This is a genomic window from Staphylococcus sp. URHA0057, assembly GCF_000620265.1.
Taxonomy (GTDB): domain Bacteria; phylum Bacillota; class Bacilli; order Staphylococcales; family Staphylococcaceae; genus Staphylococcus; species Staphylococcus pasteuri.
The window spans coordinates 74,974-100,079 of the sequence record NZ_JHVS01000010.1 but is presented as its reverse complement, the minus strand read 5'-3'; the positions used below and the strand labels follow the sequence as shown (position 1 = coordinate 100,079).

The 25,106-nt window shown below is 31.4% G+C and carries 20 protein-coding genes and 1 pseudogene; 10 read left to right on the top strand and 11 right to left on the bottom strand.

Translation table 11 applies throughout. The features are described 5' to 3' along the window. Positions 1-60 precede the first annotated feature (60 nt). On the top strand, positions 61-678 hold the full coding sequence (locus N524_RS0107455; RefSeq protein WP_029056149.1) for a C39 family peptidase: 618 nt from the start codon (positions 61-63) through the stop codon (positions 676-678). A 54-nt stretch (positions 679-732) separates the two neighbouring features. Here the strand turns inward: N524_RS0107455 and N524_RS0107450 are convergent, their stop codons facing one another. Beyond that, positions 733-1,542, bottom strand: coding sequence for a metallophosphoesterase (locus tag N524_RS0107450; RefSeq protein ID WP_029056148.1), 810 nt, complete (start codon positions 1,540-1,542; stop codon positions 733-735). 349 nt (positions 1,543-1,891) lie between these two features. Between N524_RS0107450 and N524_RS0107445 the strand changes: the two genes are divergently transcribed. Further along, positions 1,892-3,295: an amino acid permease gene (locus N524_RS0107445; protein ID WP_029056147.1), complete on the top strand. Its 1,404-nt coding sequence runs from the start codon at positions 1,892-1,894 to the stop codon at positions 3,293-3,295. A gap of 133 nt (positions 3,296-3,428) precedes the next feature. Beyond that, the gene (locus N524_RS0107440) at positions 3,429-5,627 is read left to right on the top strand and encodes a cation:proton antiporter (RefSeq protein ID WP_029056146.1); all 2,199 of its coding nucleotides are present in this window, start codon (positions 3,429-3,431) and stop codon (positions 5,625-5,627) included. Positions 5,628-5,688: 61 nt separating this feature from the next. Here the strand turns inward: N524_RS0107440 and N524_RS0107435 are convergent, their stop codons facing one another. Next, a complete protein-coding gene (locus N524_RS0107435) occupies positions 5,689-7,518 on the bottom strand; it encodes an APC family permease (RefSeq protein ID WP_029056145.1) in 1,830 nt (609 codons plus the stop codon). A gap of 253 nt (positions 7,519-7,771) precedes the next feature. Here N524_RS0107435 and N524_RS0107430 point away from each other — a divergent pair, with 253 nt between their 5' ends. Then, the gene (locus N524_RS0107430) at positions 7,772-9,271 is read left to right on the top strand and encodes a serine hydrolase FLP (RefSeq protein ID WP_029056144.1); all 1,500 of its coding nucleotides are present in this window, start codon (positions 7,772-7,774) and stop codon (positions 9,269-9,271) included. A gap of 151 nt (positions 9,272-9,422) precedes the next feature. Then, entirely contained in the window at positions 9,423-10,235 is an 813-nt protein-coding gene (gene yidC / locus N524_RS0107425) for a membrane protein insertase YidC (RefSeq protein WP_029056143.1), read from the top strand. A 75-nt stretch (positions 10,236-10,310) separates the two neighbouring features. Here yidC and N524_RS0107420 read toward each other — a convergent pair whose 3' ends face one another. The 4 genes from N524_RS0107420 to N524_RS0107405 all read right to left on the bottom strand — a co-directional run bounded on the left by N524_RS0107420 (position 10,311) and on the right by N524_RS0107405 (position 14,348). Next, positions 10,311-11,162 (bottom strand): NAD-dependent epimerase/dehydratase family protein, encoded by an 852-nt coding sequence (locus N524_RS0107420; RefSeq protein ID WP_029056142.1) that lies wholly within the window; start codon positions 11,160-11,162, stop codon positions 10,311-10,313. Between the two features lie 41 nt (positions 11,163-11,203). Further along, the gene (locus N524_RS0107415; RefSeq protein WP_029056141.1) at positions 11,204-11,677 is read right to left on the bottom strand and encodes a DUF1440 domain-containing protein; all 474 of its coding nucleotides are present in this window, start codon (positions 11,675-11,677) and stop codon (positions 11,204-11,206) included. Between the two features lie 171 nt (positions 11,678-11,848). Then, the gene (locus tag N524_RS0107410) at positions 11,849-12,781 is read right to left on the bottom strand and encodes a 2-dehydropantoate 2-reductase (protein ID WP_029056140.1); all 933 of its coding nucleotides are present in this window, start codon (positions 12,779-12,781) and stop codon (positions 11,849-11,851) included. A gap of 163 nt (positions 12,782-12,944) precedes the next feature. Then, a complete protein-coding gene (locus N524_RS0107405; RefSeq protein ID WP_029056139.1) occupies positions 12,945-14,348 on the bottom strand; it encodes an MFS transporter in 1,404 nt (467 codons plus the stop codon). A 592-nt stretch (positions 14,349-14,940) separates the two neighbouring features. Between N524_RS0107405 and lrgA the strand changes: the two genes are divergently transcribed. After that, positions 14,941-15,387 carry an antiholin-like murein hydrolase modulator LrgA gene (gene lrgA, locus N524_RS0107400; protein WP_017637574.1) on the top strand — a complete coding sequence of 149 codons (447 nt, stop codon included), beginning with the start codon at positions 14,941-14,943 and terminating at the stop codon, positions 15,385-15,387. A 2-nt stretch (positions 15,388-15,389) separates the two neighbouring features. After that, positions 15,390-16,091, top strand: coding sequence for an antiholin-like protein LrgB (gene lrgB / locus N524_RS0107395; RefSeq protein WP_017637573.1), 702 nt, complete (start codon positions 15,390-15,392; stop codon positions 16,089-16,091). Positions 16,092-16,166: 75 nt separating this feature from the next. On the opposite strand, the gene N524_RS0107390 is transcribed toward lrgB, so the two are convergent. The 4 genes from N524_RS0107390 to N524_RS0107375 are packed head-to-tail and all read right to left on the bottom strand — an operon-like array spanning position 16,167 to position 19,743. Then, positions 16,167-16,856, bottom strand: coding sequence for an ABC transporter permease (locus tag N524_RS0107390; RefSeq protein ID WP_017637572.1), 690 nt, complete (start codon positions 16,854-16,856; stop codon positions 16,167-16,169). Between the two features lie 2 nt (positions 16,857-16,858). Further along, positions 16,859-17,812, bottom strand: a complete 954-nt coding sequence (locus N524_RS0107385) for an osmoprotectant ABC transporter substrate-binding protein (RefSeq protein ID WP_029056138.1) — start codon at positions 17,810-17,812, stop codon at positions 16,859-16,861. 21 nt (positions 17,813-17,833) lie between these two features. After that, positions 17,834-18,469 (bottom strand): ABC transporter permease, encoded by a 636-nt coding sequence (locus N524_RS0107380; RefSeq protein ID WP_029056137.1) that lies wholly within the window; start codon positions 18,467-18,469, stop codon positions 17,834-17,836. After that, a complete protein-coding gene (locus tag N524_RS0107375) occupies positions 18,469-19,743 on the bottom strand; it encodes a betaine/proline/choline family ABC transporter ATP-binding protein (RefSeq protein ID WP_029056136.1) in 1,275 nt (424 codons plus the stop codon). Before N524_RS0107375 ends, N524_RS0107380 begins: the two co-directional genes overlap by 1 nt. 494 nt (positions 19,744-20,237) lie before the next feature. On the opposite strand from N524_RS0107375, the pseudogene N524_RS12810 reads away from it, so the two are divergent. Next, a pseudogene (locus tag N524_RS12810) lies at positions 20,238-21,017 on the top strand ((S)-acetoin forming diacetyl reductase). An 87-nt stretch (positions 21,018-21,104) separates the two neighbouring features. Here N524_RS12810 and N524_RS0107365 read toward each other — a convergent pair. Continuing rightward, positions 21,105-21,707, bottom strand: coding sequence for a YdeI/OmpD-associated family protein (locus N524_RS0107365; protein ID WP_029056135.1), 603 nt, complete (start codon positions 21,705-21,707; stop codon positions 21,105-21,107). A 178-nt stretch (positions 21,708-21,885) separates the two neighbouring features. Between N524_RS0107365 and N524_RS0107360 the strand changes: the two genes are divergently transcribed. Then, complete coding sequence (locus N524_RS0107360) at positions 21,886-23,586, top strand: APC family permease (protein ID WP_029056134.1); 1,701 nt, start codon at positions 21,886-21,888, stop codon at positions 23,584-23,586. A gap of 122 nt (positions 23,587-23,708) precedes the next feature. Continuing rightward, a complete protein-coding gene (locus tag N524_RS0107355; protein ID WP_029056133.1) occupies positions 23,709-25,064 on the top strand; it encodes a carboxylesterase family protein in 1,356 nt (451 codons plus the stop codon). The last annotated feature ends 42 nt before the right edge of the window (positions 25,065-25,106 follow it).

Here is a 25,106-nt window from a genome sequence, read left to right as displayed (position 1 = left end):
AAGACTCAGTATATAATATTGAATACTATATAAACGTATATCAGCTTAAGGAGATTACCGATGAACAAAACGATTCTACCTGTTAAACCCATTAGCCAATTGTTTCCTATCCCTATGGTCATGGGATGTGAAGGCGTATCTGCTTCAATGATGTTTCAATTTAATCAACAGCCTATTAAAGCAACTGACATAATGAAAAATTGGCCAACACACCCAAATAACCCTTATAAAGGTTATGTAGGCAATCATTTGCTAGTTAAATTTGGCTACCATCAAACCATTTTTCCAGAGGCTTTTGTTCCATTTTTACAAAAATATAATTCAAATGTCATTAACGGTACAGGTACAAGTTTAGCTGAATTGGAAAAAATTATTGACCAACAACAACCAGTAGTCATGTATCATACGAGTTTAGGCGCTAAACCAATGCGTCGTAGTTTTAAATTTGATGGTTATAAAATTCGACTTGTATCAAACATTCATGTCACACTTCTTATTGGCTATGATAAAGACAATTATTACTACATCGATCCACTTTGGAGTCATATCAGTAAAGGAATTGTATTCCCTGCTATTATTCCAAATAGTAAACAAATCATTAAAATCAAAAAATCAAAAATGGAACGAAGTTTTAATGCACCAGGCCGTATGTGTCTATATATTAAACCTAATAACTAAATCTCCTTAATTTATACCGTCATCATATTTTCATATAAATAGATTGACGGTATTTTAAATGATAAAGTCAACCAAAGTATGATTTATTTCCTGAGAAATATCATCTGTACGCCATTGACGCGGATAACCTAAACAAGGACAAATATATTGTATGTTATTTTCAATTAAATTTTTTCTAAAATGAACATGCCCCATAATACTATACTGAATATTGTTTTGTTGATAAATATGGTTAAAATCACTTGTTCCAATATATGCATTAAAGAAATCAAAAATGCGATGAGGTGTTGGCACGACAAAGGCTGGATGCGTAACGATATGAGTAACTAGAATAACTTGTCGATCGCCTATTGCTGCTATATCCTGTTCAACTTGATTAGCAGCTTGTAATGAACGCTCTCTATCTGATAGATTACAATCTATTCTTACTTTATCTTGCCAAGTTGCACCATAATGTTTTCCCTTTTGTAATTTTTCCTTTGAAAATTTTGTATCGGCAAAGGAATAATCGTACCATCCTGTATGACCAACAATTGCCCAATTTTCATTAATCATATAAGGGCTCTCGATTAAACAATCTTCTTGTTGTTTAAATATTTCAAAAATCTCTTTAGAACTTTTATCTGTACTATCCGACCATAAATCATGATTACCTGGTACAAATAACACAGGCATTTCAAGTTTATTTTTCAAATCTTTAATAAATTGGATAGATTGACGATAATCATTTGAAATATCACCTGCAATAATAAGCAATTCGATTTCTCTCTTCATTATTACATTTACTAATGTTTCAAAATAATATTGTGAATTTAATTTTGGGTTTCGATCAACATGTAAATCAGAAATAGCCCCTATTTTCATTTTAGATTCCTTCTTCATATATTTTTCATTGCTATTCATTATTACACATCCTCATTTATATTTAAAATGACATTGTTTGGAACTTAATTTCACAAATCATTTCAAAAATGATTGACTTATCATTATAATAGTTATGTTTTCCGTAATTAATAACTAATGGTACTACCCCTGATTTACAGAATAATGTGATTTTTCAAAAAATATAAGTAATAATTATCATACAAAGCTTAATAAATGTATTTACTTATATTTTAAAAATTAATTGCTTTATTCCAAATAGTTCTATAGTATTAATTTAAAGAAAACGCTTTCATAAATTGTTTATTTTGCTTTCCTGAGGAGGAAAATTATGGCAAGACAACTGCATAGAGAGTTGAATAATAGACATATCCAATTAATTGCAATTGGGGGAGCAATTGGTACTGGACTATTCTTAGGTTCCGGACAAACGATTGCATTGACCGGACCTTCACTATTATTCACGTATATGATTATTGGAATGATACTTTTTGCATTTATGCGTGCTTTAGGGGAATTATTATTAAGTGGTACACACTTTAATTCTTTTGTAGATATAGCTAATGAATATATCGGACCTTTTGGTGGTTTCGTCATTGGTTGGACCTACTGGATTTGTTGGATTGTTTCAAGTATGTCTGACCTAACAGCAATGGGGCAATATTTTGCTTTTTGGTATCCACAAGTACCCCATTGGTTAACCGTGTTATTCATAGTTTTAATCTTGATTTCATTTAATTTATTAGGTGCTAGATTATTTGGTGAACTAGAATTTTGGTTCTCTATTATCAAAGTTGTAACTATTGTAGCCATGGTAATTGTAGGTTTAGTATTAATCTTCTTTTCTTTCAAGACACACTACGGGCATGCGTCTTTTACTAACCTAGTTAAACATGGTGGTATGTTCCCGCATGGTATATTTGGGTTCTTAATGTCATTCCAAATTGCTGTCTATTCATTTATTGGTATTGAGTTGATTGGGGTTACGGCTGGGGAAACTAAAGATCCTCAAAAAACGATTCCAAAAGCAATCAATAATGTACCTATTCGAATTTTACTATTCTATATTGGCGGTCTACTTGTCATTATGTCTGTCATTCCGTGGAATGGTATTGATCCAGATAGCAGTCCATTCGTGAAGTTATTTACATTGATTGGTATCCCATTTGCTGCCGGTATTGTTAACTTTGTAGTTTTAACTGCAGCAGCTTCTGCAACGAATAGTGGTATTTATTCAAATAGTCGTATTCTATTTGGTTTATCTAAACAAGGCTTAGGACCGAAAGTGCTAAGTAAAACAAATTCAAATGGTGTTCCATATTTATCTATGTTCGTATCATCATTTACTTTATTAGTTGCAGCATTACTTAACTTCATCTTTCCAGATGCCATTCAATTATTTATATATGTCACTACACTATCAACAGTATTATTCTTAGTAGTTTGGGCAATGATTATTGTTTCTTATATTATTTACGTTAAAAAGAATCCTCAAGAACATAAAAATAATAAATTTAAATTGTTCGGTGGACAAGCAACTGCCTATGTCGTATTAGCATTCTTTGCATTCGTATTTATATTATTATTCTTTAGTGATGATACTAGAGCGGCTATCTTTATTTCACCATTCTGGTTTATCTTCTTATACTTTTATTATAAAAAGTACAAAAATAATGCTAAAGAATTAGCTGAGAAACAAAAATCAGCTGATAAAAAACATACTGAAAACCTATAATCTTAAGATTAATATAGAGTTAGCAAAGTTGATTTTGCTAACTCTATTTTTTTATATAACTTTGAAATTTACAAATTTTAAATGGGATATTTCATGTTAAAATAATACTTATTATTGATATAAGGAGATTAAGATGGAATTACTTGAAGCATTTTTAATATTTATATTTGCTGTTATATTAAGTGCAATCATTAATAATCGTTTTCCTAAAATTCCCACAGCGTTTATTCAGATTGCACTTGGTGCAGCCATTTTCACCTTACCTATTCCTATTCATTTTGACTTTGATTCTGAAGTGTTTATGATGGCTGTCATTGCACCATTATTATTTGTAGAAGGTACTCATATTAAAAGATCAAAATTAATGGAATATAGAACACCTATCATATTGATGGCAATGGCATTAGTATTCACAACAGTTATCGGTGTCGGCTACTTTATACATTGGATTTGGCCCGAGCTACCAATGCCTGCCGCATTTGCAATTGCAGCAATACTTTGCCCAACTGATGCTGTAGCCGTATCTGCTATAACTAAAGGAAAGATTTTACCAAAGGGAGCAATGTCTATTTTAGAAGGAGAATCTTTACTTAACGATGCTGCTGGTATCATTTCTTTTAAAATTGCTGTTACTGCCCTTGTTACTGGTATGTTCTCGGCAGTCAGTGCAATTGAACAATTTATAGTATCAACAATTATAGGGATATTAGTTGGTGTCATTCTTGGTATTTTAGTAGTGCAGTTACGCGTCTTTTTAACTGCAAATAAAGGTTTTAAAGATAATAATACTCTCACTTTTATTCAGTTACTTACACCATTCGTTATATACTTTATTGCCGAAGAATTACATGCCTCTGGTATTATTGCAGTTGTGTTTGCCGGATTAGTACATGGTTTAGAACGAGATAGATTACTTCGTGCTCAAACAGAATTACAAATTAACTATTCCCAGATTTGGAATACATTGAGCTATGCATTAAACGGTTTTGTATTCGTCGTTTTAGGGTTTATCGTACCTGAAGTAGTTATAGAAATTGTGAAAGTTGAACCAGATAATCTTAAATTTTTAATCGGTATTACATTGCTTATTTCATTAGCTATTTATAGCTTCCGTTTCATATGGGTCTTCTTATGGTATAAAGATTTTTATTATCCTAAAAATATACAACGTTATATTGAAGATGAAGAATTAGCAGAAGAAAAGCCACCAAACCGAATACTTTATTCATTTATCATGACTATGTGTGGTATTCATGGGACGATTTCTGTATCAATGGCTTTAACCTTACCTACAATGATGAGTCACCATCAAAACTTTGTATATAGAAATGATTTATTATTTATCGCATCATTAATGGTTTTAATTAGCCTTATACTAGCTCAAATCGTCTTACCTCTTATTACAAAATCGGAAACCAAAGATACTAAACAAGGTATGACATATCAAGCGGCTAAAATACTTATCATTCAATCTGTCATACAACAACTGAAAAAGAATGCTAAAGAAAATGAAAACATTGATTATAGACCTTTATTCAATCAATATTTCACTGAGCTTTCGTTCTTAATTAATGTAGAACCAGATAACAAAGATACTAAAGAACTACACAGATTAACCAAAATTGCTGAAGAAGAAGAAACAGCAACCTTAGAACGTCTTATTAATAAAGGGAAAATTACATCTCAAGAATTATCTAATTACCGAAATATTGTAGAGTTGAGTAAATCCTATAAAGAAGCATCGTTTATCACAAAATTCTCACGTTTCTTTAACATGATTTATTTAAGATTCAAAGCGAGAAAGAACTATAGAAAACACGCTGCCCATACCCTTTCTTCAGAAGTGCAAAATAAAAATAAAGATAAAGTTAACTCAACTCATCATGAGAAAATATCAGTTGAACAAAATAATGAAAGACACAAACCTTCAAGAGATCAAATTGAAGAAAGACGTACTGAAATGTTGAAGTCCTATAAAAATGAACTAAAAAGTGTACAAAAAATTATGCGCGTGGTGAATCATCAAATCACACTTAGATTACACAAAGAACAAAACAGTTCAAATGTGCTTGAAACATCACTTGTTGTGAACCAATATTATAATTTGATACGTACATTACGTAAAAGACAAAGTACCACTCAAAGTAGAAACAATAATGCAATAACTAATTTTTCTTCAGAAACACAATTGTCTTTACGTTTACACGCAATTTATACCGAAAGAAAATTTTTAGATGAATTAATTAAGCAACAAAAAGTCACATCAGAAATTGCTAAACAACTAAGAGAAAATATTAACTACAATGAAATTATTATTGCTGAAGAATCATAAATAAAAAAACCACAATGACTATTTATTCACTTATCTGAATATCAGTCATTGTGGTTTTTAATTATTTTTTAAGTTTAAATGGAATTGTACAGAGGATGACGTTTTTCTGATAAATCAAATGCATTTTTAAGCGTAAGCTTGTTTGGTTGTGTAATAGATGATGCCATGGTTTCTTAGGTATAAATTCTGGCACAACAACCGTGATTAAATAATTTTGATTTTCTGCTTTACGGTGAATTTTATCGATAAATCTAGAAATCGGTCGTATAATACTTCTGTATTCGGAATGTAAAATAATAAGCCGTACATCTGGATAATGTTGTTTCCATTTTTCTTGAAATGCTTTTTCATCCTCATCACCAAATGATACATGCACTGCAATCACATCATTATTAGCTAACATTTGAGCGTAATAAATAGATTTGTCTACTACAGTCGTAATACTCATAATAGGTACAATGGCTAAACTACGATCTACAACTGGTACATCGTATACATCTTTATCTGATCGCAATTGTTCAGCGACATTACGATAATGCATTTTAATTCTTACAAAGATTGATACAAAGAATGGTAAGAACAATAATATTGGCCAGACATGTGTAAATTTAGTAATTAAAAATATCATAAATACAACAAATGTAATTGTTCCACCTAGTGTATTGACTGCTAGTTTCGCTTGCCAACCCTTTGGTCTCTCTCTAAACCATTTTAATACCATACCAAATTGAGCCAGTGTGAATGGAATAAATACACCAACTGCATATAATGGAATAAGATTTTCAGTTTTACCTTTGAATAAAATAATTAATATAATAGCAAAAATTCCTAATACTAAAATTGAATTAGAATAACCTAATCGGTCACCTCTGACTGTAAACATTCTAGGCATATACTTATCTTTTGACATAGACGCAGCTAACATTGGAAATGCAGTAAAACCTGTATTAGCAGCCAATACTAAAATCATTACAGTTGTTGCTTGTACAAAATAAAAGGCCACATTATCACCAAAAATTTGTGATGCTAATTGTGATAATACTGTCGTTTCAGTTTGCGGCATAACACCATAAACATAAGCTAATCCTACGATACCAACTAAAAGGAATGCTAAAATACTTCCCATCGTTACTAATGTTTTGACTGCGTTTTTAGCAGCTGGATCTTTAAAATTTGTAACAGCATTTGAAATAGCCTCTACCCCTGTTAAAGAAGAAGCCCCTGAAGAAAATGCTTTTAATAGTAAAAAGAGTGTTACACCATGTACTGATGTTCCAATTGACGATTGCATATGTGGTTGTATATCACCAGTAGCAACACGCCATGTACCTATCACTATTAACACAACTAATCCTATGATAAATAAATATACTGGGTAGGATAATAAAGTCGCTGATTCAGTTAACCCTCTTAAGTTCAATATCAAAATAAACAAAACTAATAGACAAGCTATTAATACCTTATGATGATATAAACCTGGAAATGCAGCTACAAATGCATCGGCTCCAGAAGAAATACTTACAGCTACGGTTAAAATGTAGTCAACCAGTAAGGAACCTCCAGCAAGTAATCCCCACTTCTCGCCTAAATTCGTTTTTGACACCATATATGCTCCGCCACCTTTAGGGTATGCATATATAATTTGTCTATACGATAATATAAGTGCTGCTAATAAAATCAATACACCTGCAGCAATTGGTAATGTATACCATGAAGCGACTGCCCCAACGACTGATAACGTAATTAGTATTTGCTCCGGCCCATATGCAACAGAAGATAAGGCATCTGATGATAATATCGCTAGTGCTTTGAATTTAGTAATCTTTTCATTTTTTAAGTCCCTATTCTTTTTAGGACGCCCAATTAAAAGTCTTTTAATTTGATTAAACATAACTCCAATACCTCTTTGTATGTTGATGGATAAACTATACTCCCAACACAGTCAGTTGTATAGATTCTCCCTTAATATTTTTAAGGTTTATATACAACATAATTGTTATATTACACTTTTATTTATGTGTATTCTAATGATTAACCATTTTTATTGCAAGCACTTTAACTCGCTAAAATATTTCTAAACCTGCTATAATAAATTACAATTAATAAAACTTTATGCAACATATTTTAAAAAGGGAACTCTAACTATGAAAAAAAGGCCATTTATCATCACTCTCATTTTTACGATAGTTATACTTATAATCGTTATTATTACGAAACATTTTTTAGCTTATAATAAAAGCGAAACATTACTAACGAAATCATCACAAAACTTTATTGATACAATTGTACAATCAGACATGAAAGCTGGAGATATTCCAGGTGCTTCAATTTTAATAGTGCAAGATAATAAAGTCTTTTTAAATAAAGGATATGGCTATGCAAATGTTGAAAAGAAAATAAAAGCAAAACCAACAACAAAATATGAAATTGCTTCTAATACAAAAGCTTTTACAGGGTATGCCATATTAGATTTAGCACATAAAGGAAAGCTTCATCTCAACGATAAAGTATCCAAGTATATACCTGGATTCTATATGACATATAATGATAAAAAATATGATATCACTATCAAGCAACTTCTGGGGCAAAAGAGTGGCATTCCTTCGAACATTACTAGTGAGGATCAAACCGAGCAATATGGTGATTCAATCAACAATTTAGTTAATAGTATCAAAGGAAAAGAATTAAATCATAAACCTGGAGATACATTTGAATATTCAAATATGAATTACGATGTATTGGGGTTAGTTATACAAAATGTTTCTAAGGAATCTTATCAAACCTATATTAAAAAGAATATTTTAAAACCGCTTCATATGAATCAAACATCATTTAAAACTACAAATACAAAGCATAAAAATGAAGCAGTTGGCTATGAACAAGCCAGTGGAGTTATTAAACAAAGTGCTCCATCGTTCAATATTGGAGACACACCTTCAGCTTATTTAATGTCGAATACTAGAGATTTAGAACATTGGGTTAAAATGCAATTATCACCTTCTAACAAAACAAAACGTATTGTTAATCAATCACATCAAACTATCAATGAATCAAGAGGTGAAGATAATGCAAATGGTTATGCTGCAGGTTGGTTTACCAATTCAAATAATAATTATGTATATCATATTGGGACGCTAGATAACTATTCCTCAATTATATTACTCAATCCTAAGAAGTCGTACGGTATCGTTATTTTAGCAAATTTAAAATCTACCAAAGTATCACAACTAGCAGATCACTTGAATGCACAAGTCATGAACCATAAACATTATACGACTATCGAAACTAAGATAGAACAAGCGTATGACATAAATATTGTTATTACTATTTTATCGGCATTAGGTATTTTAATTAGCTTATATTTTATTTTTAAACGTTTATTTGCTATCAAAAATGGCTTATATAAAGTTCAAAGAAGTAAAGCTTCTCTCTATGCCTTTATAGCATTAATGTTGGTATTCGTATTAATCAGTGTAGCTATTTATTTAATTCCTTATTTTGTATTAGGAAATAATAGTTGGTCATTTGTGATGACATGGTTACCTACCCACGCCAAATTTGCACTGTTTAGCTTTTACGGTTGTGTTATTTCAATAACTATTTTACTCATTATTATTATTTTAAGTAAAAAATCCTATAAATAAGTGACACACTTACGTTCAAATAGTTAACAGTTACGAATAATTTGATAAAACGCCCTCTTATTTCTGTTATATTAAACATAAAATATTTGTGTTATTGCAAAAAGTTCATACCTTTACACGAAAGCTATATTTTATAAAGAGGAAGTCATTTATGGCCAAACGTATATCAATATTATTAGTTGTAGTTTTATTTTTAACAGGTTGCGATTATTCAAAATCTGACAATCGTGCTGGTGTTTTTTATAATACATTCGTCCAACCTATGGATAAGTTACTGCATTTATTAGGTAGATTATTTAACGTGAACTATGGGCTAGCTATCATAACAATAGTACTCATTGTACGTTTTATTCTATTACCATTTATGCTTATTCAAGTTAAAAATATGCATATCATGCGAGAAAAAACGAAAGTAGTTCAACCACAAATAGATAAAATTAGAGAAAAAATTAAAAATGCATCTTCTCAAGAAGAGCGTAATGCAGCTAATCAATTATTAATGAAAAAGTATAAACAATACGGTATTAATCCATTTAAAAATGTCGTTGGTTGTTTACCAATCGTGATACAAATTCCTATATTAATGGGACTATATATGAGTTTGAAATATGCCAGTAGTGATGGTATTACTAAATATCCACATTTTTTATGGTTTAATTTAACAGAGCCGAATATTGTGATGACTTTAATTGCTGCTTTAATGTATTTTATTCAGCCATTAGTCAATTCTATTCATTATCCTAAAAAAGAACGCAAAACCTATTATGTCATGATGGTGTTATCTCCTATATTTATTACTTATGCATCTTTAACATCTGCATCTGCTTTAGGCCTATATTGGTCTATAAGTGCTGCATTTTTAATTATTCAAATGCATTTTGCCCATCGTCATTATTCAAAAGTAGGACAATTAGAAGCTGAACAACTTAGAAAGTCATTAAACACTAAAAATGATAACCCTTAAATAACTAATCAAAAAATAAAAGCGACTTAATGTCACCTATATAAAAGGTAACATTAAGTCGCTTATTTTAAATTACTATTTGATAGGATTCATACCATCTTTCCAAGTTGAATAAATTAATTTACCACCTTGGGCTTTAAATTTATCATTTGTGATACCACGTTCAAATGGTTGTGCTGGTTGAATATCAATTTCAGGATCAACATTTAATTGTTGTTTATACCATTCAGCAAAGTCAGAACCTTTAACTGGTTCGTCATCAGCAACGTTATAAATACCATTATCAAAGTTTAACGCTTGAATTGATGTTTCAACTGCATCATCAAGATGAACAAATGAAGTAACGCCATCTGACAATGTTACTTTACCATCGATAAATTGATTATAAATCATTCCGTCTTTTCCATACCAAGTACCTGGTCCGTATAACCAACCAAATCTTAATACGACATATTCGTCCATGCGAGATGTTTCTTCTTCAAGACCAATAACACCATCAACTGTAATTTTACGATCACCTGTTGAATCTAAATCTAATGATGTTTCTTCAGTTGCAAGACCTTCACCTGCTTCATAAACGAAACCAATACTTTGTGCAATGACTTTTTTCACATCATATTTTTGAGCAGCATCAATTAAATTTTTTGATCCTTCAACACGTACTTTAGTATTCGCAGACATATCAACATTTTTTAAATCTGTGATTTGATTGATAATGATTTCTGGACGGAAATCTGCAATAGCACTATCAATAGTATCGTATTTTAGAATATCTCCAATATATGCTTTTACATTAGATGATTCTAATTTTTCTTTACCATTTTCAGATGTAGTAAATCCAGCTACATCATGTCCTTCTTCGATTAATCTTTTAGTTAATTTTGTTCCGATTAAACCTGTCGCTCCAGTTACAAAAATTTTACTCATATTCTCACCTTTTCTTTATTTTTTCTATTAGGGGGATATTTTTACTTGTTAGATGAGTGTACAAAATCTATCGTATTCATCCAAATAATATGCCCAAGTAATTCAGATAATCTTTCTTCTTTAGGTAAATCTTCCACTTTTGGTGTCAACGATAATTTAGGTAATAAGTATTCATGGAATGCTATATTAACTATTATGCCAAAAATAGAACCGTTTAAAGCTTTCACTTGTGGACACTTCTCAGCAATCAATGTATAGCTTATTGCATTTACAATGGAAAAGCCATAATGCACACCCATAATTGTTAAAGGTATGTCATTTCCGTTGTAGTGATAAGTAGCATTTTTAATGTTTTCGGGTAAGCCAAGTTGATTCAATAATGTCATTGGTGGCGGTTCTTCATCACGTTCAGGTGTTCTAGGTGGCATTAATGCTTCCCAGCCCATTTTGACAGCTCCACCTAAGAAACCACCAACAATACCAGTTATTAATACATTTTTATATGAAATATTCATATATGCATCTCCTTAATTCAACATTTTAATTTATTTACCCTATCATGATATTTTAAGTCATTCATCATCAATTATTTCAATAATTGATATATTTACTATTGATTCAAATCCTAAAAAATAAGCTTATAAGCAAAAATTTCTATACGCTTATAAGCTTAAAATATACTTCATCTATTGGGCGTCTAATTTATTTTCTTTAGCATGAATAAGATTAGCAACAAATTGATTTACTGGCGCATCAATACCGTTCTCAACACCTAATTTAGCTACAGCACCATTAATATAATCTATTTCTGTTTTGCGATGATTATTAATTAAATCTTGATACATGGATGGATAATGAGGACCGACTTTGTCATTGATATCGAGTAGATATTCGAATATTTCATCTAGATTTAAATGAACATTATCAATAGTTGCCACATGAACAATTTCCTGGGTAATTTTATAAATAAGATTTTTCGCATCGTTACTTTCATTTAATGAACCCATATTACATTCTAAAATAGTACATAATGCATTCGCTGTTCCATTGACACAAATTTTCTTCCAGATAGACTGATGCAAATCTTCACTCAACACACCATTTAAACCAGCTTGATTTAATATTTCAACAATGGTTTGAGCATTGTTATTTCCTTCAGTCACCACTCCACCTACTTCAACTGGGCCACTACCTAACAAGTGGGTACAACCTGGACTTTCTATTCCTGCTGTCCAAGTTGTTACACCTCTTACAATTTGCGATGTTTTAACATATTGTTCAATTAAACGTTCATGTTTCAAACCATTCATAGTACAAACAACAATAGACGTTTCACTTAAATGCGGTTTGATATAATCTAGGACATCTTTTAGTTGCATCGATTTTGGAAATAAAAATACTATATCATAAACATCATTATTAGGTATGTCTTCATGACTATACATTGGTATGTCTAAATGACAACGTTCTCCATTTATATCAATATGCAAGCCATTGGTTTGAATCGCTTTAACATGAGTCATCCAACTATCAATTAATGTCACATCAAAACCTTGTTGAAATAGTTTAGCACCAAATCCACATCCTAAAGCACCTGAACCTGCAATAGCAATCTTCATTCAAATCCCTCATTCCATGATAAAGTTAAACTTAAAATACTATTTAATTGCTATAACGTCAACGTGAATAGCAAAATCTTCATAATTTTCTAACATTAATGAGTATAAATAAAGATCGAGACATGCTTTTGTCTCGACCTTAATAATAACGTTTATTCTATTCTTATAAATTTGTTTGTTTCTTAGGTACTAATAATAAAATGGCAAAGAATGCAATTAGTGCGATGACTGCATTTAAGACAACGCCCATAAAGCCACCTAATGCCATATTCATTTGCGAAGCAAAAGAACCATATATTGTTCCCGAAATAGCTACGCCAAATGCATTACCTAAAGAAGAAGCCATTTTATAAACCCCTGAAGCAACACCTACTTTATCATCAGGGGCTTGTGCAACAGCTGTATCAGTTGATGGTGTCGCATAAATACCAAGTCCTGTACCAAATAATAAATATCCGATAACACTTGAAGTAATGTACCAAGGTTCTGGTAAGAAAGTTAAAGATAGTAAGACTAATCCAATAGCTGTTATACCACTACCCATTAATAATGGTCGTTTCGGACCTAGCGCTTGAAGAATCTTCTCACCTACACGAATCATAATTAATACAGCGATTAAATATGTAAGAGAAATTACACCTGTTTGAGATTCATTAAAATCAAGTTGCTGCTGGTAATAAGTGTTTACTACGATTAGCGTACCACCTGCAACACCATTTAACATAAAGTTAGAAACAGTAGCTCCACTGTACCCTTTATTAGCAAATAAGCTAAAGTCTACTAAAGGATATTTAATTTTATTTTCGTACATAATAAATCCTATTAGTGAAACAAAAAATACTACGATTAAACTTATAATAATTGGTGAAAATAATCCTAATTTAGAAGATTGTGTAATAATAACGTTAATACTTAACATACAAATAATTAGTATTATTAAGCCAACAATATCAAATTTCTTTGCTTCACCATTTTTAGTGATTACTGGTTCTGCTTTCGTTTCTGGAGTGTGTTTAATTAAATACATAGACAATAATGTCAATACAATTGATACAATAAAGATGGTTCTCCAACCAAAGTGTGTGGACATTAGACCACCAAATAGCGTACAAATACCACTACCACCCCAAGATCCAATTGACCAATAACTTAATGCTCTTTGTCTTGCAGTTCCAATATAATATTCGTTAATAATAGCTAAGGTTGCAGGCATAATACATGCTGCTGATAAACCTTGAAATATTCTACCTGCAATTAAAAAAGGTATTAACGGTGTAATAATAATTAATAAAGACCCAATAATATTTAATATTAAGCCAATGTATGCAACTTTTACGCGCCCATACTTATCTGCAAAATCACCAGCACCTACAATGAATAGTCCTGACATTAAGGCTGTTAAACTAACAGCTATATTAATAGTGCCAATATCACTTTTAAATGATGTTTGTAATGGCACAACTAAATTGACTAATGATTGTGCAAATAACCAGAAAGTAATAACACCTAAAATAATACCTAGAAGAAGCCTATTGTCTCCTTCAAACTCCTTTGAAGTTTTGTTCATAAAATATTAATTCCTCCTACAAAACACTTTCCATATTCTACTTACTCATTTTAAATCGATTTATGTAAAAGTTTTTACTTAAAAAAACAACTGCTTTCCCTTTTCTATTTCTCTATTTGCTTGATTACTTTTAGATCGATTTTATCAGTTTTTTACAATACCCTTTAATTTCTTTTAATATTTAGAATATTTGTATATATGAATACATATTTTACACCAATTACTTTTATTTTTCCATTACATCTTGAAGTATATATTTTTTAGTATTATCTTTAAAATAGGTAAGCGCTTACTATATAATAATAAATGAATTTGTCGAAACTTACTAAAAAATAAAAGGATAAATTTTTTGAAAATTGTCACGAAAACGACGAATTCAATGTACAAATTAATATGAATTATATTGTATAATTGCTCGTGAATTACTTCACAAAAGATTCGTTTGAACTTTGCAATTGATTTTTTTATTTTTTAAAACTAAATAACTTTATCTTTTAGTTTACGTTTTAAATTAGTAAGTGAATCCTATTTTTGACAAATCCAAACGTTCTTACCGAATCCATATACAAATAGAACAGGAGGAATGTATGTTATGGCTAACTCATCTTCTACAAAAGAAAGAGTTCAACATACATCTGGAAGAGTGTACAATTTCTTCCAACAAGCTTTAACAATTGCAGTTATTTTGTTTATCTCTAAGATTATTGAAGCATTCATGCCTATCCCAATGCCCGCTTCAGTAATTGGTTTAGTTTTATTATTTATCGCTTTATGTACTGGAATTGTTAAATTAGAACAAGTCGAAACAGTAGGAACTACTTTAACTAATAATATTAGTTTTTTATTCGTTCCAGCCGGCGTTTCAGTAATCAATTCATTACCTGTATTAAGTCAAAGTCCGATATTGATTATTTTATTAATCATTTTATCTACAATCTTTTTATTAATTTGTACTGGTTTCGCTTCTCAATTATTAGTGACAAAATCATTGTTCCCTAGTAAAGAGAAAAATGAAGAAACTAGTCGTATAGGAGGTTAATCATGGTAGAACATTTAGGTATTAATACTCCATATTTTGGTATTTTAGTTTCCCTTATTCCATTTGTAATTGCTACATATTTTTATAAAAAAACGAATGGATTTTTCTTACTTGCACCTTTATTCGTTAGTATGGTTGTAGGTATTGCTTTCTTAAAATTGACAGGAATTAGTTATGCAAACTATAAAATAGGTGGAGATATTATTAATTTCTTCTTAGAACCAGCTACGATTAGTTTTGCAATTCCTTTATATAAAAAACGTGACGTATTAAAAAAATATTGGTTACAAATATTTGGTGGTATTGCTTTAGGTACTATCGTTGCACTTATTTTAATCTATCTAGTTGCAACTTTATTCCAATTCAGTAATCAAATTGTTGCTTCAATGTTACCTCAAGCTGCAACAACAGCAATCGCTTTACCTGTATCAGAAGGTATCGGTGGTATGAAAGAACTTACATCATTAGCAGTTATTTTAAATGCTGTAGTTATTTCTGCATTAGGTACTAAAATTGTAAGATGGTTCAAAATTTCAAACCCAATTGCACGTGGTCTTGCTTTAGGTACTAGTGGTCACACATTAGGTGTAGCTGCTGCTAAAGAATTGGGAGAAACTGAAGAATCTATGGGTAGTATTGCAGTTGTTATTGTAGGTGTTATTGTAGTAGCAATCGTACCTATTTTAGCGCCAATATTATTATAGGTTAAACGTAGTGGTAATTTAAAATTAATAGAACAAGGTCAGGGCTATGAAAGTAGTCCTGACCTTGTTTTATATTTATTTAATTTGTTGTGGTTGGTGTTCAAATTTCTTTTTGTTTTTACGTGTTGGATCTAGTCGTTTTTCTAAGAAACGTAATCCTAAATCAATTAAAATAGCTATTAAAGCAATTGGTATCGCTCCTGCTAAAATGAATGTTGTACCGTCTGTTGAGTTAGTTCCACGAATAATAATATCACCAAGTGTTGGTGCACCAATGAATGACCCAATAGCAACAATACCGATTGCAACTACTAGTGCAATACGAATGCCACCTATAATCACTGATAAAGATAATGGTAACTCAATCATTCGTAATACTTGGTTTCTAGTCATTCCCATACCCTTACCAGCATCTTTAATATTTTCATCTACATCTACAATACCTGTATAAGTATTTTTAATAATTGGGAGTAGCGAATATAAGAAAACTGTTACAACAACAGTTGTTGGACCTAGTCCCATAGCTAACATCAAAATCGCAAGCATTGCTATGGCTGGTACTGTTTGAATAATATTAGCAATTGTAATAATAGGCCAAGCTAGTTTCTTATATCGAGCTATGACAATGCCTAATGGAATACCTATAATACAAGCAAACAGTACACCGTAAACAGACATTAATAAATGTTTAAAGAATAATTCCATAAGGTAGCCAAAGTTCAATGAATAATATTCAATAATAGATTGGAATAAATTACCTTTCATAATTATTGACCACCTTTCTTACTATTTTTGTCATCATCAAAATAGTTATGTTTTTTCAAGTATTCTTCTGCAATAATTGCAGGTTCTTTCCCTTTACCGTCAGCTTCATAATTTAACTTTTGCATTTCTTTAGTTGAAACTTTACCTTCTAACTTTTTCAAAGCTGTATCAATTTTTGGATTATCTTTAATCACTTTTTCTGTAGCCAATGGACTACCATCATATGGTGGGAAGAATTTACGATCATCTTTTAAAATTTTCAAATCATAAGCTGCAATACGTCCATCAGTAGAATAACCCACAGCTACATCCAATTTTTTATTTTTTAGTGCATCATATACTAAACCTATTTGCATTGGTCGTGCACTTGCAAATTTAAATCCGTAATCTTTAACGAAGGCTGGATATCCATCTCCTGCTCTATTCATCCATTGTGTATCCATACCTAATTTCAAGTCGTTTTTATGTTTTTCTAAGTCTGAAACTTTTTCTAAATGGTATTTTTTAGCTGTTTCTTTTGTCACCATAAATGCGTACGTGTTCGCAAATCCTAATGAATTATAATATTTTTGATCATATTTTTTCTTGAAAAGCTTTTGTGATTCAGACATCGCTTTTTTAGGATCTTTTGTTGGTTTTGCATTTAACACACTAGTTAATTCTGTACCTGTGTATCTTACAGCTGACATATTAACGTCGCCGCGTTGCAATGCGTTATGTTGAATAATACTTGATCCTAAGTTCCCAATGATTGTCGGCTTGATTTTGCCTTTAGTTTCATGTTCAATCATTAGTTTCTCCATATTTGCAATAATCTTTGTTTCACTTGTTTCAGTAGTCGTGATTTTAACATCATCTTTTGAATTGCCGTCACCTAAACCTGGTAAACTACATCCAGATAATACTAAGAGGGACAAGGCAATAAGAATCACTGTATATTTAATATGTTTCTTCATATTGTTACATCCTCCCTTTTCTTATCTAGATACTTTTAATCCTTTAGGTACCGCCCATTTTTCAACTAATGATAATAGCATGTCGACAATTAATGCTAACAATGTAACTAAAATAGCTGCACTAATAATCATAGGTGGTTGATATAAATTTAATCCATTGAATACTAAGTCTCCTAGTCCACCAGCACCAACATAACTCGCTAAAGTAGCCCAGCTGATGACATAAACACTTGAAAGTCTAATGCCACTAATAATTAATGGTAAAGCTAGAGGCAATTGGACATCTTTCATTAATTGAAATTGTGTCATACCCATACTTTGTCCAGCTTGTATAACATTTTTGTCTATATTTTTGACACCTAATACAGTATTATTCAATATCGGTAATAATACATAAATAAATAATGCAACAATGGCAGGTGTCTTACCTACTCCGAAAATAGGTATCATAATGGCCAATACAGCTAAAGTCGGTATCGTTTGAAGTACGCCAGCTATCGTTAATACAACATTAGCAGTTTTAGTCGTTTTAGATAATAAGATGCCAACAGGAACAGCTACGACGATTGCAATTAATAAAGCAATGATAGAAATATAGAAATGTTCAATCGTCTTTGATACGAGCTGGCTTCCATATTCATTCAAAAATGCTTTCATTATCGTTCATCTCCCGCTTCATCCTTATTCATCTTGTTTATAGAAGATGTATTCACATGTTGATGAGTGTCGTCTTGAGTGTGAAGATTATTTAAAGATTCATTCCCATTTGAAATGTTTGTCTCATTGGGCTCTACAGATTCTGACACTTCAGTATCACCGTCGCCCCAAATGGAGTCATATACGATATCAACTAAGTTTGCACGTGTGATAAGACCTATTAATTTATTGTCATTATCAACAACAGGTATGTTTCTCACATTACGTTTTAAAATAGTTCTAACTGAATCTTGTAATTTGGAATCAATATGTACTTTATAAATATCACGTTGCATTGTATCAATCAGTTCTTTTTTAGCTCTTAAACCTTGATTAATATCTTCTATATCTAAGAAACCAAGTAGTTTGTCATGGCTATTCACCACAAATATGGTATCTACACGTCTCTCACGCATGATATTAACTGCATCATTCAATGAATCATCTGCATGAACAGTAACAGGTTTAATCATGGCACCTTCAACTGTTTTCATATTTGGTCTATCTTGGATCAATCTGTTTTGACCAATAAAGTCTTTAACGAAATCATTGGCTGGGTTTCTTAATATATTATCTGGCGTATCAAATTGCACAACTTTACCTTGTGACATGATGCAAATTTTATCTGCGAGTTTAATTGCTTCATCCATGTCATGTGTAACGAAAATAAATGTTTTACCTAATTTTCGTTGTAATTCTTTAACTAAATCTTGTAACGTATCTCGAGTAATCGGATCAAGCGCACCAAAAGGTTCATCCATTAAAATGATATCTTGTTCAGCAGCGAGTGCTCTCACTACACCAATACGTTGTTGTTGTCCACCAGATAATTCAGCTGGATAGCGATCTAAATATTCAACTGGTAAATCAACAAGTTGAATTAACTCTTTTGCTTTTGCATCTTTCTTTTCTTTAGACCACTTTAATAATTTAGGTACTAATACAATATTTTCTCTAATTGTCATATGCGGCATTAAACCAATTTGTTGAATAACATAACCGATACTTCTTCTTAATTCCACGGGATTCATATGACGAACATCTTTGCCATTCATCTGGATTTCTCCATCAGTGGCCTCAATCATTCGGTTAATCATTCTTAATGCAGTTGTCTTACCACTACCACTCGTCCCAATAAATGCGATAAACTCTCCTGATTCAATATCAAGTGATAAATTATCAACTGCCTTTTTATTCCCAGAGTAAATCTTGGTTAAATTCTTAATACTTAACATGATTATTTTCCCCTTCCATTAAGTAAAAAATGGCGAATATCACTATACAATTTAAGAGACCAGCAGAACAGTTGTTAACTAATAAATAATATTGGTTGAACAAGCGTACGATGGTCTTTACCTTCAATGTTTAATTTTAAAAAGATGTCATTATGTTACTGCTATGTGTATAACATTGGCTTTAGGTTTCTATGTATGCATATTCGACAACGATATAAATATATACCCTATATAATTTTAATAAACATATTGCGTTTTTACAAAATTCATTTATTTAAACTTAACAAATTTATAAAGATATTCATAATTTTAATTTGAATTACAAAACGATAAACATTGTATTTCTAGCTTAAAATTATGAATTGTGAAAGTTATTTTAATAATTAATGACAATAAATCGAAAAGTATTTTTATGTTACACATTTATGAATACCTAATGTTCTTTTGTGATATTTTGAACTTGTATTAAAAAATAATAAAAAGAAGGGTTAAAAATGAATGAACAAAATAAAGTAGCAGTTGTAACTGGTGGCGCACAAGGTATTGGTTATCAAATTGCTAAACGTTTATTCTCAGATGGTTTTAAATTGGCTATTGTAGATTTCAATGGAGAAGGTGCAAATCAAGCAGCACATGCTCTATCACAAGATGATTCAAAAGTAATCGCAATCAAAGCTGATGTTTCAAATCGAGACGATGTATTCAATGCGATGAATCAAACAGTAGAACACTTTGGAGACTTACACGTACTAGTAAGTAATGCAGGTTTAGGTCCTATGACACCTATTGATTCTATTACCCCTGAAGACTTTGACAAAGTATATGGTGTCAATGTGAAAGGTGTACTATAGGGTATTCAAGCAGCACATGCTCAATTTAAACAGTTAGGTCATGGTGGTAAAATTATTAACGCCACATCACAAGCTGGCGTTGAAGGAAATGCAGGTTTATCACTTTATAGTAGTAGTAAATTTGCAGTGAGAGGTTTAACACAAGTTGCTGCGCGTGATTTGGCAAATGAATCTATCACAGTAAATGCGTATGCGCCAGGTATTGTCCATACACCAATGATGGAAGGCATAGCTAAAAAATCAGCTGAAGAAGCTGGCCAACCTGAATCTTGGGGATGGAAACAATTTACTGATCAAATTGCTTTAGGAAAACTATCCCAACCAGAAGATGTATCCAATGTTGTTAGCTTTTTAGCTGGTAAAGATTCAGACTATATTACTGGCCAAACAATCATCGTTGATGGTGGCATGAGATTCCATTAATAATCATTGGCATTGTTTAAACTCTTACTATATAAAAAGACTAAGCGAAGTTAGCAGTATATGATTACTGTTAGCTTCGCTTAGTTATTACTTATCATGCATACCTTTACCTTCAAGGATATGATTAATATATTTATCCACACGCTTTTGTCTAGTATCTGCGCGTTTTGCTTCTCCGATATGATGTAAATATTGTCGTTGTCTCCCAGGTGTTAATTGTTTAAATGCTTCTTTTAACTCTGTCATTTTATCAAATTGTTGTTGTAGTTCATCTGGAACTTCATAGTCCTCTGTTTTCTTTAATTTTACTTCTTTACCTGCTTTTTCAATGTCTATCGCTTGTTTCACATAATCAATAATTTCTTCTTTTCGTGATTGAATATCTTCTAATTTTTCAAATCGTAACTGTCTTGCAGATTGTACGTTTTTCGTTTGTTGAATTAGCGTGTTGTAACTGTCTTCTATTAATGCACCTTTGAAAAACATAACCGCAACATATTCTTTAAACCCGTGTATTAAAACAACGTTTTTATTATTAATTGTGTAACAAGGGTGCATCCATTTCATTGTTTCTTCTAAATCATCAAAATTTACAATGGTCTCTCTTAAATAATTGAATTCATCTTTCCATTGACTATCCTTTTTTAAAAATGCTTCCACATCAGCATTGATATTTTTTTGACTACTCATTTGTTTGCCCTACTTTCTACTTTTTCCAGTGATTTATTCACTATTATATACCAAAATATTTAAAACACTATTTTTATACATTTATACAAAAATTACAATATATGCATTTGACTAATATTTTAACTAGCGTATAATAATGGCGTAGTATTTTCAGAATATAAAAGAATGAGGAGTCAATATGGCAAATAAAAATGAAACAGAATCGAATAACAGCAAGATTAATCTGCCCCAATTAGTGTTACTCGGACTAGGATCATTAATTGGTTCAGGTTGGTTATTCGGTGCATGGGAAGCATCTTCTGTTGCAGGCCCAGCAGCTATCATTTCTTGGATTATTGGATTCGTAGTTATAGGAACAATTGCTTATAACTACATAGAAATTGGAACTATGTTCCCACAATCGGGTGGTATGAGTAACTATGCTCAATATACACATGGTTCACTACTTGGTTTCATAGCCGCTTGGGCAAACTGGGTATCACTAGTAACGATTATCCCTATTGAAGCAGTATCTGCTGTTCAATATATGAGTTCTTGGCCTTGGGATTGGGCTAAGCCAATGAGTGCCTTAATGAAAGACGGTTCGATAAGTACTTCTGGTTTATTCGCCGTTTATGCTATTATTATCATCTTTTCATTATTAAACTATTGGTCAGTAAAATTACTAACTTCATTTACTAGCTTAATTTCATTCTTTAAATTAGGTGTACCATTATTAACAATTATCATGTTAATGGTATCTGGATTTGACACTGGTAATTATGGTCATTCTGTAGGTACATTCATGCCATACGGAAGTGCACCAATATTTGCTGCGACTACAATGTCTGGTATTATCTTCTCATTTAATGCATTCCAAACAATCATTAATATGGGATCAGAAATCAAGAGTCCTGAGAAAAATATCGCACGTGGTATTGCAATTTCATTAACTATTAGTGCTGTACTATATGTTATTTTACAAAGTACATTTATCACTTCAATGCCACAATCAATGATTCATGAACATGGTTGGAGCGGTATTAACTTTAACTCTCCATTCGCTGATATGGCTATTTTACTAGGATTAAATTGGTTAGCTATTTTACTTTATATTGAAGCTGTAGTATCACCATTTGGTACTGGTGTATCATTTGTTGCTGTAACTGGTCGTGTGTTACGTGCAATGGAAAAAAATAGTCACATTCCTAAATTCTTAGGAAAAATGAATGAAAAATATAAAATCCCACGTGTTGCAATTGTCTTTAATGCTATTATCAGTATGGTAATGGTGACATTATTCCGCGATTGGGGTACACTAGCAGCCGTTATTTCAACTGCAACATTAGTTGCTTATTTAACAGGTCCAACAACAGTTATCGCATTACGTAAAATGGGACCTAAGATGACGCGTCCATTCAGAGCTAGAATTTTAAAATTCATGGCACCACTGTCATTCGTACTTGCTTCATTAGCTATTTATTGGGCTATGTGGCCAACGACTGCAGAAGTTATTTTAATCATTATTTTAGGTTTACCAATTTATTTCTTCTATGAATATAAAATGAATTGGAAAAACACTAAAAAACAAATCGGCGGAAGTTTATGGATTATCATTTACCTAATCGTACTTTCTTTCCTATCATTTATCGGTAGTAAAGAGTTCAAAGGTTTAAACTGGATTCACTATCCATGGGATTTCTTAGTTATCATTATTGTTGCCCTTATTTTCTATCAATTAGGTGCAATTAGTTCATTCGAAAGTGTCTATTTCAGACGCGCTAAGAAAATGAACAGCAATATGGGTGATAAACTTAAGAAACGTAAACGTCGTGAAAGACGCGAAAAAATCGCCGAAAAACGTCAAGAACAACAAGAAGAGCAAGAACAAAATAAATAATATATTGAAAACTGCTAATGACTAAAAATAGTCTTTAGCAGTTTTTTGTATGTTGTTAGAAGTTATCAATCATTTATTATATAGTGAATATATAGTACGAATTGAGAGGACGAGTGGTGTGTATGGTGAACGTGAAAACAAGCAATGGAGAAATTAATGGTATTCATAAAGATGGTATAGATACATTTCTTGGTATTCCGTATGCCACCTTGTCTAATGGACGTTTTAATCATTCTAAAGTTTATAAACAATGGTCTGAAGCTATACATGCAACACATGTTCAAAGTATTCCTCCTCAACCTTATAATCAACTTGAAGACTTTTTCTCAAATGATGATGACTACCATTTCAATCAATTTTCTCAACATGAAGAGTGTCTATATTTGAATATATGGCGACAGCATCACCATTCTGAATCACGTCCAGTTATTATTTATTTTTACGGTGGAGGCTTTATCAATGGTCATGCTAATGCCGAATTATACTCTCCTAAAAATGTTGTAAAACAAGAAGATGTCATTGTCATCACTTTTAACTATCGTTTAGGTGCATGGGGATTTTTAGATTGGTCTTATATCAATTCTAATTATGATTTAAATAATGGCTTATCTGATCAACTAAATGTTTTAAAATGGGTTCACCAAAACATTGAAGATTTCGGCGGTGATCCTAACAATGTCACATTAATGGGACAATCAGCAGGAAGTATGAGCATTATGGCTTTAATGCAATTACCTCATACTTATCCATACTTCCATAAAGTAATGTTGCTAAGTGGCATCTTAAACTTAGATAGCCCAACAATAGGGTATGATAAAGCTCAAAGATTTAGTAACTTAATCTCAAAACAATATCCTAATGTCTCAATAGATGCATTATCGACTGACGATATATTAAATATCATGATGTTAGATCAAACATCGCGAGGTAATTCAAAAGGATTGGAATTAATATATGCACCCATTCAAACAGCTGATATGGACTTTAATAATGCTAACTTTTCAAAACCCATCTTCGTTTCATATACGAAAAATGAAGGTGATATTTATATAAAAAATGAATCACGCAAACTAACTACCGAACGATTTGTTGAAGCCATGTCATTTAATAAAGTTAATATCGATTCGACGGAAGCGATATCTGCCAAACAGCAATCAGATTGTATTACCAAGTATATTTTTCAACAGCCAGTACATCGTTTCTTAAATGACATGAAGCATAACCCACATATATGGTTAGCTTGTTTCAAGTGGTATCGTACTGATAGTAAGTACTATAAAAGTGCATATCATATTTTAGATATGATTTTTTGGTTTGGTAACTTGAATATTTTAAAAGCGCATCAATTATCTGTTACACAGCATGAAACAAAGTTAAGCTCGAAAATGATACATGATTTATGTTACTTTGCTACACACAGTAAAATGCCTTGGACCCCTTATAATGAAGACAATAAAAGACCATTTAAATACAAATAAAAGCGTCTCCTCTTTTGGGAGACGCTTTTGTTTACTTAAAAA

Bases quoted from the DNA above. Each gene is read 5' to 3' on its own strand.
- N524_RS0107455 (WP_029056149.1), top strand. From the start codon at position 61: ATGAACAAAACGATTCTACCTGTTAAACCCATTAGCCAATTGTTTCCT.
- N524_RS0107450 (WP_029056148.1), bottom strand. From the start codon at position 1,542: ATGAAAATAGGGGCTATTTCTGATTTACATGTTGATCGAAACCCAAAA.
- N524_RS0107445 (WP_029056147.1), top strand. From the start codon at position 1,892: ATGGCAAGACAACTGCATAGAGAGTTGAATAATAGACATATCCAATTA.
- N524_RS0107440 (WP_029056146.1), top strand. From the start codon at position 3,429: ATGGAATTACTTGAAGCATTTTTAATATTTATATTTGCTGTTATATTA.
- N524_RS0107435 (WP_029056145.1), bottom strand. From the start codon at position 7,518: ATGTTTAATCAAATTAAAAGACTTTTAATTGGGCGTCCTAAAAAGAAT.
- N524_RS0107430 (WP_029056144.1), top strand. From the start codon at position 7,772: ATGAAAAAAAGGCCATTTATCATCACTCTCATTTTTACGATAGTTATA.
- yidC (WP_029056143.1), top strand. From the start codon at position 9,423: ATGGCCAAACGTATATCAATATTATTAGTTGTAGTTTTATTTTTAACA.
- N524_RS0107420 (WP_029056142.1), bottom strand. From the start codon at position 11,162: ATGAGTAAAATTTTTGTAACTGGAGCGACAGGTTTAATCGGAACAAAA.
- N524_RS0107415 (WP_029056141.1), bottom strand. From the start codon at position 11,677: ATGAATATTTCATATAAAAATGTATTAATAACTGGTATTGTTGGTGGT.
- N524_RS0107410 (WP_029056140.1), bottom strand. From the start codon at position 12,781: ATGAAGATTGCTATTGCAGGTTCAGGTGCTTTAGGATGTGGATTTGGT.
- N524_RS0107405 (WP_029056139.1), bottom strand. From the start codon at position 14,348: ATGAACAAAACTTCAAAGGAGTTTGAAGGAGACAATAGGCTTCTTCTA.
- lrgA (WP_017637574.1), top strand. From the start codon at position 14,941: ATGGCTAACTCATCTTCTACAAAAGAAAGAGTTCAACATACATCTGGA.
- lrgB (WP_017637573.1), top strand. From the start codon at position 15,390: ATGGTAGAACATTTAGGTATTAATACTCCATATTTTGGTATTTTAGTT.
- N524_RS0107390 (WP_017637572.1), bottom strand. From the start codon at position 16,856: ATGAAAGGTAATTTATTCCAATCTATTATTGAATATTATTCATTGAAC.
- N524_RS0107385 (WP_029056138.1), bottom strand. From the start codon at position 17,812: ATGAAGAAACATATTAAATATACAGTGATTCTTATTGCCTTGTCCCTC.
- N524_RS0107380 (WP_029056137.1), bottom strand. From the start codon at position 18,469: ATGAAAGCATTTTTGAATGAATATGGAAGCCAGCTCGTATCAAAGACG.
- N524_RS0107375 (WP_029056136.1), bottom strand. From the start codon at position 19,743: ATGTTAAGTATTAAGAATTTAACCAAGATTTACTCTGGGAATAAAAAG.
- N524_RS0107365 (WP_029056135.1), bottom strand. From the start codon at position 21,707: ATGAGTAGTCAAAAAAATATCAATGCTGATGTGGAAGCATTTTTAAAA.
- N524_RS0107360 (WP_029056134.1), top strand. From the start codon at position 21,886: ATGGCAAATAAAAATGAAACAGAATCGAATAACAGCAAGATTAATCTG.
- N524_RS0107355 (WP_029056133.1), top strand. From the start codon at position 23,709: ATGGTGAACGTGAAAACAAGCAATGGAGAAATTAATGGTATTCATAAA.